17 protein-coding genes, 1 tRNA gene and 1 other RNA gene are annotated in these 16,495 nt (G+C 40.9%); 9 read left to right on the top strand and 10 right to left on the bottom strand.

What is annotated here, in order from left to right; genetic code table 11:
• Window positions 1–69: 69 nt before the first annotated feature.
• From rluD to FTU62_RS02555, 4 genes are all read left to right on the top strand, one after another.
• A complete protein-coding gene (gene rluD, locus FTU62_RS02570; protein ID WP_078192173.1) occupies window positions 70–1,122 on the top strand; it encodes a 23S rRNA pseudouridine(1911/1915/1917) synthase RluD in 1,053 nt (350 codons plus the stop codon).
• Between the two features lie 44 nt (window positions 1,123–1,166).
• On the top strand, window positions 1,167–1,907 hold the full coding sequence (pgeF, locus tag FTU62_RS02565) for a peptidoglycan editing factor PgeF (RefSeq protein ID WP_180101760.1): 741 nt from the start codon (window positions 1,167–1,169) through the stop codon (window positions 1,905–1,907).
• A gap of 40 nt (window positions 1,908–1,947) precedes the next feature.
• Complete coding sequence (locus FTU62_RS02560) at window positions 1,948–2,499, top strand: flavodoxin family protein (protein WP_180101759.1); 552 nt, start codon at window positions 1,948–1,950, stop codon at window positions 2,497–2,499.
• A 229-nt stretch (window positions 2,500–2,728) separates the two neighbouring features.
• Window positions 2,729–4,078 carry a hypothetical protein gene (locus tag FTU62_RS02555; RefSeq protein WP_373886317.1) on the top strand — a complete coding sequence of 450 codons (1,350 nt, stop codon included), beginning with the start codon at window positions 2,729–2,731 and terminating at the stop codon, window positions 4,076–4,078.
• Window positions 4,079–4,131: 53 nt separating this feature from the next.
• On the opposite strand, the gene smpB is transcribed toward FTU62_RS02555, so the two are convergent.
• Complete coding sequence (gene smpB / locus FTU62_RS02550; RefSeq protein WP_078191351.1) at window positions 4,132–4,605, bottom strand: SsrA-binding protein SmpB; 474 nt, start codon at window positions 4,603–4,605, stop codon at window positions 4,132–4,134.
• A 137-nt stretch (window positions 4,606–4,742) separates the two neighbouring features.
• Between smpB and coaD the strand changes: the two genes are divergently transcribed.
• The 4 genes from coaD to FTU62_RS02530 all read left to right on the top strand — a co-directional run bounded on the left by coaD (window position 4,743) and on the right by FTU62_RS02530 (window position 6,055).
• Window positions 4,743–5,234: a pantetheine-phosphate adenylyltransferase gene (coaD, locus tag FTU62_RS02545; RefSeq protein ID WP_078191350.1), complete on the top strand. Its 492-nt coding sequence runs from the start codon at window positions 4,743–4,745 to the stop codon at window positions 5,232–5,234.
• 1 nt (window position 5,235) lies between these two features.
• Entirely contained in the window at window positions 5,236–5,499 is a 264-nt protein-coding gene (locus tag FTU62_RS02540) for a YfhL family 4Fe-4S dicluster ferredoxin (protein ID WP_078191349.1), read from the top strand.
• 26 nt (window positions 5,500–5,525) lie between these two features.
• Window positions 5,526–5,905: RNase P RNA component class A (rnpB, locus tag FTU62_RS02535), an RNA gene on the top strand.
• A gap of 73 nt (window positions 5,906–5,978) precedes the next feature.
• Window positions 5,979–6,055, top strand: a tRNA-Met gene (locus FTU62_RS02530).
• A gap of 69 nt (window positions 6,056–6,124) precedes the next feature.
• Here FTU62_RS02530 and FTU62_RS02525 read toward each other — a convergent pair.
• The 7 genes from FTU62_RS02525 to carA form a co-directional block, all read right to left on the bottom strand.
• On the bottom strand, window positions 6,125–6,703 hold the full coding sequence (locus FTU62_RS02525) for a hypothetical protein (protein WP_180101758.1): 579 nt from the start codon (window positions 6,701–6,703) through the stop codon (window positions 6,125–6,127).
• Between the two features lie 241 nt (window positions 6,704–6,944).
• Window positions 6,945–7,703 (bottom strand): hypothetical protein, encoded by a 759-nt coding sequence (locus tag FTU62_RS02520; RefSeq protein WP_257223036.1) that lies wholly within the window; start codon window positions 7,701–7,703, stop codon window positions 6,945–6,947.
• A gap of 145 nt (window positions 7,704–7,848) precedes the next feature.
• Window positions 7,849–8,475, bottom strand: coding sequence for a CatB-related O-acetyltransferase (locus tag FTU62_RS02515; RefSeq protein WP_180101756.1), 627 nt, complete (start codon window positions 8,473–8,475; stop codon window positions 7,849–7,851).
• 74 nt (window positions 8,476–8,549) lie between these two features.
• Complete coding sequence (locus FTU62_RS02510; RefSeq protein ID WP_180101755.1) at window positions 8,550–9,422, bottom strand: class I SAM-dependent methyltransferase; 873 nt, start codon at window positions 9,420–9,422, stop codon at window positions 8,550–8,552.
• A gap of 191 nt (window positions 9,423–9,613) precedes the next feature.
• Window positions 9,614–10,090 carry a transcription elongation factor GreA gene (gene greA / locus FTU62_RS02505; protein ID WP_078192164.1) on the bottom strand — a complete coding sequence of 159 codons (477 nt, stop codon included), beginning with the start codon at window positions 10,088–10,090 and terminating at the stop codon, window positions 9,614–9,616.
• 107 nt (window positions 10,091–10,197) lie between these two features.
• A complete protein-coding gene (carB, locus tag FTU62_RS02500; RefSeq protein ID WP_078192163.1) occupies window positions 10,198–13,428 on the bottom strand; it encodes a carbamoyl-phosphate synthase large subunit in 3,231 nt (1,076 codons plus the stop codon).
• Window positions 13,429–13,441: 13 nt separating this feature from the next.
• Complete coding sequence (gene carA / locus FTU62_RS02495) at window positions 13,442–14,584, bottom strand: glutamine-hydrolyzing carbamoyl-phosphate synthase small subunit (protein WP_078192162.1); 1,143 nt, start codon at window positions 14,582–14,584, stop codon at window positions 13,442–13,444.
• 309 nt (window positions 14,585–14,893) lie between these two features.
• On the opposite strand from carA, the gene FTU62_RS02490 reads away from it, so the two are divergent.
• The gene (locus FTU62_RS02490) at window positions 14,894–15,379 is read left to right on the top strand and encodes a hypothetical protein (protein WP_078192161.1); all 486 of its coding nucleotides are present in this window, start codon (window positions 14,894–14,896) and stop codon (window positions 15,377–15,379) included.
• Between the two features lie 239 nt (window positions 15,380–15,618).
• Here FTU62_RS02490 and FTU62_RS02485 read toward each other — a convergent pair whose 3' ends face one another.
• Both FTU62_RS02485 and FTU62_RS02480 read right to left on the bottom strand, forming a co-directional pair.
• Window positions 15,619–16,158: a DOMON-like domain-containing protein gene (locus FTU62_RS02485; RefSeq protein WP_180101754.1), complete on the bottom strand. Its 540-nt coding sequence runs from the start codon at window positions 16,156–16,158 to the stop codon at window positions 15,619–15,621.
• A 6-nt stretch (window positions 16,159–16,164) separates the two neighbouring features.
• Window positions 16,165–16,488, bottom strand: coding sequence for a YhbY family RNA-binding protein (locus FTU62_RS02480; protein ID WP_078191340.1), 324 nt, complete (start codon window positions 16,486–16,488; stop codon window positions 16,165–16,167).
• Between the last annotated feature and the right edge of the window lie 7 nt (window positions 16,489–16,495).

Genomic DNA, 16,495 nt, shown 5'->3' with positions numbered 1-16,495 from the left:
AAATTCCTCTGTTAATACGGGCAATGAGCTACAATTGAACTATTAAACCACTTTTGTCTGAATGAGCAAATGAGTCAAGCACAATCTTCCAATTCTAATTTCCCTGAAACTGATTTCAATTTACTTGAAGATTCTGAGGATGCAGATAACCATACTTCAGACTCAACTGCAACACGTTTATCGTTGCAATTTCAATTGGATGAAAGCTATTTAGGACAACGTATTGATCAGGTTTCAGCACTGGTTTGGACTGATTTTTCTCGTGAAAAGCTAAAACAGTGGCTCAAAGAGGGCCATTTGTTGGTCAATGGTAACACTGTGAAACCAAAGTACAAATGCGAAGGAACAGAGTTACTGACTTTAGACGTCGAGTTAGAAGCACAAACACGTAGCTTACCTGAAGATATTCCACTCAATATTGTCTATGAAGATGACGATATTATGGTGATTAATAAACCTGTCGGTATGGTTGTTCATCCAGGCGCTGGAAACAGTACAGGGACATTGGTAAATGCAATTTTGCATCACTACCCAAAATCTTCAGAGTTGACCCGTGCAGGTTTGGTGCATCGTATTGATAAAGACACCTCAGGTCTGTTGGTTGTTGCGAAAAACCTCGAATCCCAATTTTCTTTAAGTAAACAATTGGCGAAGAAATCGGTTTACCGTATTTACGATTTGATCGTATATGGCAACATTATTGCTGGCGGTACAGTCGATGAACCAATTAAACGTCATCCTGTCGATCGCATTAAAATGGCTGTCTTGCCGGGCGGTAAAGATGCGGTGACTCACTATAATGTGAAAGAACGTTTCCAAAACTTTACCCGCGTTCAAGCACGTCTAGAAACGGGTCGTACCCATCAAATTCGTGTGCATTTTACTTATATCGGTCATGGTCTTGTGGGCGATCAAGTGTATGTACCACGTGTACGTATGCCTGCAGGCGCGTCGGTGTTATTAGATGACACTTTACGTGGCTTTAAACGTCAGGCTTTACATGCGGTTAAATTGGGTCTCGTTCATCCACGTACAGGTGAAGACATGATGTTTGAAGCACCATGGCCTGAAGACTTTAATCAATTGGTTGAAGTATTACGTAGCGAAAACAAAGCTTATTAAGTTTTAACCTGATTTACACGCCATAGATAGAAAAGGACGGCAACATGCAATTTGTTCAGGGACTTCCACAGGGTGTTTTTTTGGGACAAACTCGAGTTCATCATGATCAGACGCAACCCGCTGAACAACCTGAACTGGCAGGATTTAATCTGGCATTGCATGTGGGAGATGATGCAGCGCGTGTGCAAAAGCACCGGATGCAATTGCTCAAAGACTTTGCTGAATATGGCGTGAATAAAATCAGTTGGATGAACCAAACCCACAGTACGTTATGCCATCGCATTGATGAACAGATCAACTTTGTTGCACCCGAAGGCGATGGTATGGTCACGCAGTCTAAACATCATGCCCTGATGATGATGACCGCAGACTGCTTACCCGTGGTTTTGGGTAATGCTGACGGGACAGAAGTTGCCAATCTGCATGCAGGTTGGAAGGGCTTGGCTAATGGTATTGTGGAAAACACCATTGCAGCCATGCACACTCAGCCAACATGGGCTTGGTTGGGGGCAGCCATTTGCCAAGAGAGTTTTGAAATTGGCGCAGAAGTCAAAGCTGCCTTTTGTTCCAAATATCCAGAACTTGAAAGTGCATTTAAAGCTGGTGTAAAGGAAGGCAAATATTATGCTGATCTTTATGCGATAGCGCGTTATATTCTTGCATTACATGGGGTTAAAGCTGTAACCGGTGGCGACCAATGTACCTTTTTGCAAGCTGATGAATATTTTTCTTATCGCCGAGAAGCGAAAACAGGACGTATGGCAACATTCGTCTTTATGCTTTGAAAATGCTAGACTTGACTGAATCTATCGACTTTTAAATGTTATGTCTTTGACTGCTAAATCTCTTGCTGTTGTTTACCACAGTCCCTATGGGCACACTGCCAAAGTGGCGAATTTCATTGTACAAGGTGCAGAAAAAGCCGGTGTAAAAGTCTATCTCATGAATGTAGAGCATGTGGATTGGGATGAATTGGACAGTGCAGATGCCATCGTTTTTGGATGCCCAACCTATATGGGCAGTATGAGTGCGGCAATGAAATTATTCATGGAGCAATCATCTAAACGCTGGTTAGCACGGACATGGCAAGGCAAGTTAGCCGCTGGTTTTACCAATGGTGGCGGCTTAAGTGGAGATAAATTGGCAGTATTGCAGCAAATCAATTTATTCGCCATGCAGCACGGCATGTTGTGGAGCGGTCTTCCATTGATGCCAACTGGACGAAGCACAACAGATTTAAATCGGATGTCGAGCTTTTTAGGTTTAATGACACAATCGGATAATGCGCCTGTTGAAGTCACGCCACCTGCGGGTGATTTAGAAACCGCTATTTGGTTTGGTGAATATCTGGGACTGTTGTTAAATAAAGTTAATTAATTTGTAAATAAATCGTTTGAACTATCATTTATAAATCTTTGAAAACCCTAGTGATGGAAATGTTACTGGGGTTTTTATTGGCCTAAAATTCGTGAAAATTGGCATTTTGTATAATTGAGTTGTGATACGTGTCACAAATTGCCATTCATTTACGCCAACGCTATTGATTTAATCTTCTCATAAATTTCACTCGGGATGAGTGACGAATATTAAAAAGGATTAAATAATCGTGAAAAAAACAATAGTCGCAATGGCATTGACCTTATGTGTTTCTGACGTTGTTTTTGCAGCAGAAGGATTGGTGGGATTAGCCGATGAAGAATTGTCTGCCATCAATGGTGCTGCATTGATGAATATGTCCTATACCGATCCTATTTTGGTCAACCAACAAATGGTCGATGAAAATATCGGTTTCTACAAACTCAGTTTAGATGCCGTCATGGATCTGAACGTCAATGTCAAAAGTTTGCAACTCGGCTGTGGTGGGGTAAATGGGTCAAATGGCTGTGATATTGATATTAGTCATCTAGCGTTGAGTGGTAATGCAACGTCGACCGATGCCAACGGTAATCCCGTCTTTAATGGTGATCGAGCGTCAACAAGTGCCGAACTGAAAAATCCGTTTATTGAATTTGCAATTAAAAACCCAAAACAAGCCGCTTTACGCGAAGTTAAAGGCTTCCGTGTCAGTGCTGAATCAATTACAGGTTTATTGACCACTGGTATTCAAAACACGGGTGCGCCGACAGATGGGATTAAGTCACTGAGCGGTTATATGAAAATTGCACCGACTACAGGGATAGCAAAGACCCAAGCAGCGATCTTTGGGGATAGCAGTAGTGAGACTTTATCCGGTAACTTGGTGATTAATACGATTTGGAACAATGATCGTAGCTTTGTAAGTCAACCTGAAAATAGTAAGGGTTTAAAAATTCCTTCAATGAATGTGCCATTTACCGTCCCTGAAATTACCATCAACGGAAAACGACAAACTCAAGCCGTTGCCAAAAATATCAGTGCGACTGTACCGTCGATTCAACTCAACCGTGATAGTGGTAGTTTGCAGGTCAAACTTGACCGTAATTTGTTATGGGTAGAAGGGGCGCAGTTCTTTATGGATTCGGGTTCATCAATTGATGGTTTGAAAATGAACATTACCTTTGAGCAAGCCTTAAATATGATTCATAACATCCCATTAAATGGCACAGCCGGTTATTTATCACTTCAATCTCAAGATATCAGTTGGCCAGATGCCAATGCCGATGATATTGCACGTACAGGTTGGTGGATGTCATTTAAAGACCCGATCAATATTGGCAAATTGAATCCAACATCTGAAGTGGATATCTCAGGCGTCTTGCCACAAGTTGCTCAAAAAGTATCGCAAATTTTAACCAATGAACCAATTTATATTCCGTTAGGTTCTGCTGTTGGTGCAGCATTTGGTCTGCCAATTTATAAAAATGTAGGTTCAATTAACCTCAGTAATGCAGGTGCGGCCAATTTAACTTTAAAAAATCAGGTCTTGGGGAATCAGGAAGTTCGGACTAACTGTTTTGGTGGGTTGAAATTCTGCTAAATCTGCAATTTAAAAATAAAAAAACCTCCAAGATGGAGGTTTTTTTATTGAACTTATTTATGAAAAATACGGGCTTTATCGCGCTGCCAATCACGGTCTTTTTCCGTTGCACGCTTGTCGTGAAGCTGTTTACCTTTTACTAGGGCGATTTCAAGTTTGGCATGAGGACCTTTCCAGTAACATGCCAAAGGCACACATGAATAACCTTTTTGGTTAATCGCACCTTGTAGTTTTTCAATTTCACGGCGGTTCAGCAATAATTTACGAGTACGTGTTGCTTCAGGCACCACATGTGTCGAAGCACTCAGTAAAGGTTGCACTTGAGCGCCGAATAAAAATGCTTCACCATTTTTAAACGTAATATAGCTCTCTACGATAGTCATACGACCCGCACGCATTGATTTGACTTCCCAGCCTTGTAATGAAAGACCCGCTTCAAATTTTTCTTCAATGAAATAATCGTGACGCGCACGCTTATTTAGGGCAATCGTACTGCTACTATTTTTTTTAACTACTGCTTTCGTCATAATCAAAAACTTCCAAACTTAGCACTATTGTACCCGAACTTTGAATAAGATGAAGTTTTTAAATTTACAAGCTGACTTCACCTATAAATCAAGATTTTGTTAAAATACCCATCTACAAAATAACAGAGTACAACTGGATGTCTAAAACTCGTGTAATTTATCCGGGCACATTCGATCCAATTACTAATGGTCATATCGACTTAGTGACACGTGCATCACGCATGTTTGACGAAGTTGTCGTGGCAATTGCAATTGGACATCACAAAAACCCTGTGTTTAGTCTGGAAGAACGTGTTGCACTAGCGCAAGAGTCTTTAAGTCATTTGTCAAATGTTGAGTTTGTAGGTTTTGATGGGCTGTTGGTCAATTTCTTTAACGAGCAAAAAGCAACAGCCGTATTACGTGGGTTACGTGCAGTTTCAGATTTTGAATATGAATTTCAATTGGCAAATATGAATCGCCGTTTGGACAGTAAATTTGAAGCGGTGTTCTTAACCCCATCAGAGCAATATTCGTTTATTTCATCTACGCTCGTGCGTGAAATTGCACGTTTAAATGGTGATGTCACTCAGTTTGTACCACAAGCTGTCGTGGAAGCCTTTAAGCGTAAACAACAGCAAGGTTGGTAGAGTGTCTTTATATATCACTGATGAATGCATCAACTGCGATGTCTGTGAACCTGTATGCCCCAATGAGGCGATTTTCATGGGGGAACTCATTTATGAGATTAACCCTGATTTGTGTACGGAATGCGTTGGGCATCACGATAAACCGCAGTGTCAGTTGTTCTGTCCGGTGGACTGTATTCCATTGGATCCGGCACATCCTGAAACTCAGGAACAGCTTCAACAAAAGTACGAAAAACTAACTGCTCAAAAAACATCAAGCAATTAGTTGTCAGATTTGTTAAAATGCGCCCCGAAGTGAACCAGACGATCGCTGCTGTGTATAGGTCTCCGTGACTAAAGCAGGGGAGGAAAGTCCGGGCTTCATAGGGCAAGGTGCCAGGTAACGCCTGGGCGGCGTGAGCCGACGGAAAGTGCAGCAGAGAGTAGACCGCCTTCATTATGGTTTTGAGCAATCAAAATCGGAGGTAAGGGTGAAAGGGTGCGGTAAGAGCGCACCGCATGACTGGTAACAGTTCATGGCATGGTAAACCCCACCGGAAGCAAGACCAAATAGGGATCCTTTAGGCATGGCCCATGCTGGATCCGGGTAGGTCGCTTGAGCGTATGAGTGATTGTACGCCTAGAGGAATGATCGTCCTCGACAGAACCCGGCTTATCGGTTCACTTCAACAAATTTTGATCAAATACGCGCATTATGGGCTTGACGATATTTAAATATCCCTCCATAATGCGCGCACAGTTTAAGGCTATGTAGCTCAGTTGGTTAGAGCACCGCACTCATAATGCGGGGGTCACAAGTTCAAGTCTCGTCATAGCCACCATATTCAAAAAAAGACCACTCCGATTGAGTGGTCTTTTTTTTATGTCTCAATTTTCCAAATTTAAAAAAATTAACGATAAACAAAACGACGCATACCCGCACGTAAAGCAAATGCGCCATGCATATATACGCCGCCGAGCCAATACGGCACATTGTAAATATCTTCATGGCGATATTTGACTAATGTAAACTCAGCCAATAGCCCTTCAAAGAATATGCCACCAAAAGCAAGCATGATGGCCAATATCAGTAGCCATGTACGCTCATAGCTAAATAACCAGCGAATAAAAAAGCTAATGTAAAAAATCCAACAAAGTGCTTCGGGATGAAAATTGCCAAATCCGCTGAGTATATAGACTATGGCAAATAGTATTAGGCTCTCGACGAGGGGCGCAGTGCCGTCATGATGGCAACTGAGCTGAGTCATCACATAGTGTTTAAGTCGTTGTGTAAGTTGAATATAGGTAAATGCCATGAAAGCAAAGGCTATAAAAAAGCCGGGGAATACCCACCAAGCTTGATGGAAAAATAATGGGTTGGGATAACTAAGCGTCTGGGTATAGACATGAATCGCATCGCAAAAAGTTGCGACGACTGCTGCCAGCAGGGCAAGTATAAATATGCCTGAGAATTGAGTGGTTCTCGTCATCATTCATCCTGAAAAGTGTTTTTTTTATTTTGTGAGTTCTTTATAGTCTGATTGAGTAAAAAAGGCTAGGAATAAAGATGATTGTAGTATTTTTTTTTTTTGCTACATATATAGACATTTATAAGCTATTTAGCTGAGTTGGTTAAAGTGCCGTACTCATAATTGTGGAGCACAAGTTCAAGTCTCGTAATATCCACCATATTTTGAAAAAACCACTCCGATTGAGTGGGTTTTTTTATGCCTAAAATTTATGTTTGTTAGTTTGTATGTCTGAGATTGCTGATTTTAATACTTGAAGACAAATTTTTGCCGTTTCTTCTCTTGGTGAAAATTTCTCACTCATTTGTTGAAATGGGTGTATATAGTTTCTGAAATCTCTTAATTCTTTACTAAAACGATAGGTATCTTTTTCAAGTATTCCAATGGAGTGGGACACTTCGATAAAGTTATTTAGTGTCCATTGATCAAAATTTTTAACTTTTCCATCTTTTTTAGGGCTTTGTGTGGATAAATTAAAAACTTTGGGGTTTAAAGAAGCTATATTTAGAAATAATCCTTCTAATGTACTACCTGCTAATAAAACGACCGATAAATATGCTTCTGCTTTGAAAGCTTTTTCTATTTCTTGCATTCTCTTATCAATTATTGGAACTAATGCTGGTATTAAATTGAGTTTAGAGAAATCAACATTGAACTCATGTTTGATAAAATTATTTTCCAGATTTTCTTCCTCAGTATTTAAATTTTCGTCTAAATTTACCTCACTGACTGATTCTATAAAAATTTCTGTGTTTTTTCGCGCCACACGAAATTTATCGAATTGAAGATATTTGTTAAAATTAGCTATTAGAGTATCGAGCCTTTTTAGATCATCCATGTAGTTGATAGGATTAAAGAGCGTCTGAATACATATTTTTATCTTTTCAGTTTTATTAATTCTTCCTAACCGAAAATCTGTATATGCCCATCTTGATGGAAAGCCCTGACCATAAGTGTCCATGTAATCGAAGATTGAGAAAAAATCTATAATTTTGGGACCTGATCGGTATTCGGTTGTTTCGTTAATTAGGTCGCGAAGTTTTTCCAGAGTTTTTGATGATAGGTGCATATTTATTAAGAATAATTATTTGAAATAAATATAACTTTTAACTTGAATTTTGTACATAAAGAAGTAGCGAATTAACATCATCCGTCTGCAACTGTTCCCGCATCTTTAAAAACTGCTTTTCATCTAAGTCATAGAGCTTAAGGGAAAGCAGTTTTTTGATATCTTCCAGAGGGAAACGATATTTAATAATTTGAGCAGGCACGCCGCCGACAACTGCATAAGGTGGCACATCTTTAGTCACCACCGCGCCAGTAGCTACCACAGCACCTTCACCCAGTGTCACGCCTTGCATAATCATTGCACGTGAGCCGATCCAGCATCCATCACCAATGATTGTGTCACCTGCAGGGACAAAACTCCGTGTATCAAACGGAAATGCCGAAATCCAGTCGGTTCGGTGGAGTTGGTTACCACCCATCATAATCACGCATTCTGCGCCAAAACAGACAAAATTACCGATATATAGCTGGTCTATCGGCTTCTCAGCTGTTGCAGGTTTATCGTGTAGATAACGCACCACACAGCGCTCAAAACCCTGATCCCAATATGCAGAATAATATGAATAATTACCTTTGATGTGAATATTTGGGTTCTTCACTGTTTTAGAGATGAACTCAAACTCACACCAATGATTGACAGGTGAATTAATCAATTTTTCAGACATAAGGTTTAATAGCAATAATGATTCGCGTGACTATTTTAGCTGACTCACTATAAATGTCGACTACAGATAAATGCTTAAGCACGTTTTAAATGCAGCAAATGCGTGGCTTGAGTATGTCGTATTCCATCTTTACGATTCGCAAAATAACGCTGTGTAATGTCATGTGCAGATAAATCTTCTAAGACTACATAACCCAACGTTGTTGCAGCACGGTGTAACTCATTACTGTGAAATGTCCCAATAATGGGTTCACTTAAAAAATAGGTAAAGTTGGAAACAGCAAATGATCCGACACGCTCTATACCAATTAAATCTTGATAGGGAATGGAATAATCTAAAACCAATTCGCTACCTGAGGCTACAAATTCGGCAATAGTTTGCAAGGTGCTCATAGTTGTTTCTGGTTTTAAATAATGCGTCGTTCCAAGCCAAGAAAAGAAAGTTGGTTGCTTTGTATCATAAGAACTCCGTTTTAAGGCATGCGCTAAATTTTCTTTCTCAAAATCAATCGAAACAAACTCAACATGGTCTGGAATATGTCCGAGTTTCTGTAAACTTCGTATTTTTAATGTTTGAGTATCTGGGTGATCAACCTCAAAAATTTTAATATCTGAGTATTTCTGCGCTAATCGGAGGACAAAAGAATCTAAACCTGCACCAATCAGCACATATTGTTTAATTCCTTGTTGTACTGCCTTTTCTAATTGATCTTCGGCATAGCGTGAACGTGCCACCACCTGTGCAGTGAGTAATCCAAATGTTTGGTTGGGTATTTTGCTATTCAACGCTTTTATACATGCACGACTTGAAAGCAGTCGACGCCAAATTGGACTGGTTAAATGAAAGGCATAAGGGTCGGAAAAAACAGGTTCGTTCGCATATAGATAATGATTTGCGCGAATGGCAGCAGCAGCTTGTGCCGTTCGGCTTGCATGTCCAAATTTCATCGTGTGTTATGACTCTTTTTGTTTTAGATAACACTTTAATGAAATAAGTCAGTTGAACAATGACGTATTCAGTCGACTATTGTTGCTGAACGTACATTTTGGTCACTCGATAGCATACATTGGGCTAAGGAAAACATACAATAATAAAAAACCCCTCAAAAGAGGGGCTTAAAATTGCTTATCTTAATGAATTAAAGATATTCAACTTTAGAAATTTCATACTCAACTTCACCTTGTGGTGTGTTGATTTTTACATCGTCGCCTTCGTTTTTACCCAAAAGACCACGCGCAATTGGTGAATTCACAGAGATTTTGTTGATTTTAAAATCTGCTTCGTCATCACCAACGATTTTATAAGTCTTTTGTTCTTCAGTATCTAAGTTTTCAATGGTCACAGTCACACCGAAAACCACACGGCCATTTTGCTCAAGTGATTTAACATCAATCACTTGGCAAGCACCCAATTTACCTTCGATATCTTGGATACGGCCTTCACAGAAACCTTGTTGCTCACGAGCAGCGTGGTATTCAGCGTTTTCTTTCAAATCCCCATGTTCACGCGCTTCAGCAATTGCTGCAGTAATACGTGGACGATCAACACTTTTAAGTTGCTGTAATTCTTTCTCTAAGGCAATTTTGCCTTCGGGAGTCATAGGATAACGTTGCATTGTTGTCCCTCATGTTTGTAAAAAGAAAAAATCAGTAAAATTTTTACTGACCTAGAAATGAAAAAAAGCCCGCCACCGAGAGGTGGCGGGACTTCTCGGTAACTTAATTAACCTTTAGTAAGGTCTTGTAAGCGGTATACATCCATTGGCAATTTGATTGCTAAAGCTTGGCATACTGCATCAGCACCGTTAAGGGTAGTTGTGTAATACACTTTACCTTGTAATGCAGAGCGACGGATCGAGAATGAATCTTCTTGAGCCTGTTTGCCTTCAGTTGTATTGATAATGAGGTGAACTTCGCCATTTTTCAAGCGGTCTACGATATTAGGACGGCCTTCAGTCACTTTGTTCACACGTTCACATTCAATACCAGCATCTTTAATCACATCATAAGTACCGCCAGTAGCGATGACTTTGAAGCCAAGATCTGTTAACTGTTTCGCAATACCAACAGCACGAGGCTTGTCAGAATGACGAACAGATAAGAATGCATGTTTTACTTCGCCTTCCGTTGGTAGGCCTGGTAAACGGTCATTAGAGCCTAACACAGCTTTATAGAACGCTTCACCAAATGTTTTACCTACACCCATCACTTCGCCTGTAGATTTCATCTCAGGGCCAAGAATTGGGTCAACACCAGGGAATTTGTTGAATGGGAACACTGCTTCTTTTACAGAGAAGTGTTCAGGAATAATCTCTGTAGTGAATCCTTGAGATTCTAAAGATTGACCAGCCATACAACGCGCAGCAACTTTCGCTAAAGATTCACCAATGCACTTAGATACGAATGGAACAGTACGTGATGCACGTGGGTTCACTTCTAGAATGTATACGTCAGTGCCTTTAACAGCAAACTGAACGTTCATTAAACCAATTACGCCAAGCTCTTTCGCCATAGCGATGGTTTGACGGCGCATTTCGTCCTGAACTTCTTTAGATAAAGAGTAAGGAGGAATAGAACATGCTGAGTCACCTGAGTGAATACCAGCTTGTTCGATGTGCTGCATGATACCGCCGATCACAACGTCTTTACCGTCAGATACGCAGTCTACGTCAACTTCGATTGCATCATCTAGGAAGTGGTCAAGAAGTACTGGCGCTTCGTTAGATGCTTGAACCGCATCACGTAAGTAACGTTTCAATTCTTCGTCGTTGTACACGATTTCCATCGCACGACCACCAAGTACATAAGATGGACGTACCACAAGTGGGTAGCCAACTTTTGCCGCTTCAGCCATACCTTCTTCAGCAGATTTTACGATGCTGTTGTTTGGTTGACGAAGTTGTAGACGTTGAATCATTTGTTGGAAACGTTCACGGTCTTCTGCACGGTCAATCGCGTCAGGTGATGTACCGATAATTGGCGCACCAGCTTCTTCTAAAGCACGAGCCAATTTAAGCGGAGTTTGACCGCCGTACTGAACGATAATGCCTTTAGGCTTCTCGATACGTACGATTTCAAGTACATCTTCCAAAGTGATTGGTTCGAAGTACAAACGATCTGATGTGTCGTAATCCGTAGAAACCGTTTCAGGGTTACAGTTCACCATGATAGTTTCATAACCGTCTTCACGCATTGCAAGGGCAGCGTGTACACAGCAGTAATCGAATTCGATACCTTGACCAATACGGTTAGGACCGCCACCGATGACCATGATCTTGTCGCGAGTAGACGGATTCGCTTCACATTCTTCATCGTAAGTTGAGTACATGTAAGCTGTATCAGATTCGAATTCAGCCGCACATGTATCTACACGTTTGTAAACAGGGGTCACGCCCAAGTTCCAACGGTGTTTACGGAATTGTTTTTGTGAAATACCCATCAATTTCGCAATACGAAGGTCAGATAAACCTTTGCGTTTGAACGAACGGATGTTGTCAGCGTTTAAGTCACCAAAACCTAAAGATTTGATTTTCTCTTCAGTTTTGATGATGTCTTCGATTTGGATCAAGAACCAACGGTCAATATTCGTCGCAGCGAACACTTCATCTAACGTGAAACCATGACGGAATGCATCGCCAACGTACCAAATACGCTCAGGACCAGGCACTTTAAGTTCTTGAAGGATTTTCTCTTTCGCACCTTCAGTACCCACTTCGATTTTTTCATCAAAGCCAGCAGCACCCACTTCAAGACCACGAAGCGCTTTTTGTACTGACTCTTGGAAGTTACGGCCAATTGCCATGACTTCACCCACAGATTTCATCTGTGTAGTTAAAGTTGCATCAGCTTGTGGGAATTTCTCGAAGTTGAAACGAGGAATCTTAGTCACAACATAGTCAATCGCAGGTTCGAATGATGCAGGAGTTGTACCGCCAGTGATGTCATTTTTCAATTCATCAAGGGTATAACCGACTGCCAATTTCGCTGCAATTTTTGCAATTGGGAAACCGGTTGCTTTAGATGCCAAAGCAGATGAACGAGAAACACGAGGGTTCATCTCGATCACAACCATACGGCCATCTTTCGGGTTAATACCGAACTGAACGTTCGAACCACCCGTTTCTACACCAATTTCACGAAGTACTGCTAAAGAGGCATTACGTAAAAGTTGGAATTCTTTGTCTGTTAATGTTTGTGCAGGGGCAACAGTGATTGAGTCACCTGTGTGCACGCCCATTGGGTCAAAGTTTTCAATGGTACATACAATGATACAGTTGTCGTTTTTGTCACGAACAACTTCCATTTCGTACTCTTTCCAACCAATCAATGATTCATCAATTAAAAGTTGGTGAGTAGGAGAAAGGTCGAAACCGCGTTCACAGATCTCGATAAATTCTTCTTTGTTGTATGCGATACCACCGCCTGAACCACCCATCGTAAATGATGGACGGATAATCACAGGGAAACCGAAGCGTGCTTGAATTTCTAACGCTTCTTCCATTGATTCAGCGATGTCAGCTTTTGGACATTCAAGACCAATTTTACGCATTGCTTGGTCGAAGAGTTTACGGTCTTCGGCTTTTTCAATTGCTTCTTTAGTCGCACCGATCAATTCAACATTGTATTTTTCTAAAATGCCGTGCTCATCAAGGGCGAGGGCACAGTTCAATGCAGTTTGACCACCCATTGTTGGAAGAACTGCATCTGGGCGTTCTTTCTCAATGATCGCTGCAACAGTTTGCCACGTAATCGGTTCGATATACGTTGCATCTGCCATTGCAGGGTCAGTCATAATCGTTGCAGGGTTAGAGTTAACAAGAATAACTCGGTAACCTTCTTCACGAAGGGCTTTACATGCTTGCGCACCTGAGTAGTCAAACTCACATGCTTGACCGATCACAATCGGACCAGCACCAATAATTAAGATGCTTTTAATGTCTGTACGTTTAGCCATGATGCTTCCTTAATTACTTCTTAGATGCTTCGATAAGTTCGATGAAATGATCGAACAGTGGTGCGCAGTCATGTGGACCAGGGCTTGCTTCTGGGTGACCTTGGAAACTGAACGCAGGTTTGTCTGTACGATGAATCCCTTGAAGGGTTTGGTCGAACAGCGATTTGTGCGTAGCTTTCAAGTTTGCAGGAAGAGTTTCTGCATCCACTGCGAAGCCGTGGTTTTGAGAAGTAATCATCACTGTACCATTTTCTAAGTTTTGTACAGGATGGTTAGCACCGTGGTGACCGTGAGGCATTTTCACAGTTTTTGCACCTGATGCAAGTGCAAGAATTTGGTGACCTAAGCAAATACCGAATACAGGTACATTACGTGCGTCTTCTACAATTGTTTTTACAGCTTCAATTGCATAATCACATGCTGCTGGATCGCCGGGGCCGTTCGATAAGAACACGCCATCTGGATTCAGCGCAAGTACATCAGCAGCAGGAGTTTGCGCAGGCACGACAGTCAATTTACAACCGCGGTCTGCGAGCATACGTAAGATGTTGGTTTTGACACCGTAGTCGTATGCTACAACATGGAATTTAAGTTCTGGTTGAGCGAAACCTTTACCAAGCGCCCAAGAGCCTTCAGTCCACTCGAAACCGGTCGGATCACAGCATTCTTTTGCAAGGTCTAAACCATTAAGACCACCAAAAGCACGTGCTTTAGCTAACGCTTCTTCTTCAGTCGCGTTTTCACCAGCAAGGATACAACCGTTTTGCGCACCTTTTGATCGCAGAATACGCGTTAATTTACGAGTATCAATATCTGCGATAGCAACAACATTGTGTTGTTTAAGGTAATCACTTAGTGATTGCTCAGCACGGAAGTTGCTATGCAATAAAGGTAGGTCACGAATGATCAATCCGTTGGCCCATACTTTATGAATTCGACCTGACTCAGCGTCTTCATCATTACAACCTGTGTTACCGATATGTGGGTAAGTTAGGGTCACAAGTTGTTGTGCATAACTTGGGTCAGTCAAAATTTCTTGATAGCCAGTCATGGCAGTGTTGAAAACGACTTCACCAGTCGTACTACCCGATGCGCCAATTGAAGTACCTTTAAAAATAGTACCATCGGCAAGGGCTAAAATTGCTGGGGTGCTCAAACCAAAGCTCCTGAAATTTAGGCTGTAAAAAAGCGAGAAGACGAAAAAAAAGGAAGGCTGCTTAAAAACCTACCCTCCTTACATCTGCTCGCTTGAACTTAACACGGCATTATACGCAGAAAGCCACTGAAAGTCCATTGTAAATATTAGGAATAAAGCAGATAAAGCGCTTGCATTTTAGAATAAAGTTTGGTTTTGCAAAATCGTAGAAAAATGTAAGCAATTAATTATTGTCAGACAAATCATAAATTAAAATTTATCAATAAGCGCTATTGTGGTTCGGTCAGCAAAAACTATAGGTACAAAGTCATGGCAACACAACAAAAACAAACAGCGGCTAAATCCTCCCTGAAAGAAGTCGTTATCGAAGGTGCTGAAAAGCTTGAACAAGTTGCAAAAGAAGCGAGTGTCCAAGCCACAGAAGCGGTCACTGAAAGCAAAGAAAAGATCGGAGCAGAGGCAAAGCAGTTGAATGCCAGTGTGCAAGATCAATTGCGTCAGTTGAAGCAAGATGTGTTGAATAAACTTGATCAGCTAAAAGTTCAATTTGGTTCATCGCAAAAAGATTTTAGTGAACTCAAAGAATTTGTGAAAACTGAGTTTAATACGGTTATTGATGATCTTTCAAAACTTGGAAAAGAGCTGAAAGAAGATGTGACCCAAATTTCAGGAAAACACAAAGATCATCTAACAGAAACATTTAAGCGTTCTAAGGAACATACTTTGGAAGCGTGGAAAAAAATTTCACCAGTAAAAGCTGAAGTTACGGATCAAACCACAGATCTTAAAAGTTAATTGTGAATGACATGAATTTTAAAGCGCTTAAGCTAAGTCTAGTCATTCCAGGGAGCTGGATTGGGTGAGAGCGAATTAAACTTAAAGTTAACGCTATATATGCATAAGGGAGCCATTAATGGCTCCCTTATTGTGAATAGTACATTTAAGTACAAAGCACTTATTTAAAAATAAGCAGGCAATAAAAAAGCAAAAGATCGTACTTTTGCATTTTATCGAAGATCAAAACATTAAAAAGTTTAGAACTGATGTAGCCAATCACGTTTGTTGTGAAAGTCAGCATTTGGACTACTATGCTGCATGGCATAGTACTGTTTACCTTGAGGGGTTTTCAGTACTGCAGTTAGACCAATATAAAGATCTTCCCATTTAAGTTTGTACTTCAGCATAAATTCTGTCAGATCAAGACTGACATTTAAGCCATAGTGCGTCCGTTTCAACTGATTCAGTTCAATATCGTAAGCAGCTTGTGGCGGCATATCTTCTGGATAGCGATATTCTTCAAACTGGTAAACCTGCCAAGCTTGTGAAGGGGAGAGGTTGATTTCACGATAAAAGTCTTCATTGCGTACACCAATAAAAACTTCTAAGCAGGTCTGTTCCCACAAAAAATCGATTCGTGGGTGAGATGATACCAATTCTGGCCATTGAATCAATTGGTTTGGGTCTCGAATCCAATAACCCACATTTAAAGTATATGGGCTTTGTTGTTCGATAGCACCAACGACTGATACAGCCTGAAAGCGACGATCAAAAGCGCTGAGTTCGAAACTTGCCATAAATGCTTAGTTAGACAGGTGTGCGTAGCGAACAAGGTTAGACAGTTTTGCATTTTGTTTTGCCGCTTTGCGGTAAATCAACGCAATCTTACCAATCGTTTGAACAACTTCAGAACCTGAAACAGTCGCAATTTCAGTAATCATTGCAGCACGAGCTTCACGGTCTTCTGCCACAACTTTCACTTTAATTAACTCATGGTCGTTTAACGCACGGTTTAATTCTTCAACAACGCTTTCTGATAAGCCTTTGTCCGCAACCATTACAACTGGGTTTAGGGTGTGACCAATTTGACGTAAGCGTTTACGTTCTTGAATAGATAAAGCCGCCATAAATATA

Origin of the sequence: Acinetobacter sp. YH12126 (assembly GCF_013418745.1) — a bacterium.
In the GTDB taxonomy this organism is placed as follows: Bacteria; Pseudomonadota; Gammaproteobacteria; order Pseudomonadales; family Moraxellaceae; genus Acinetobacter; species Acinetobacter amyesii.
The sequence above is the reverse complement of the archived record's forward strand: the minus strand, read 5'-3'. Positions and strand labels throughout refer to the sequence as shown.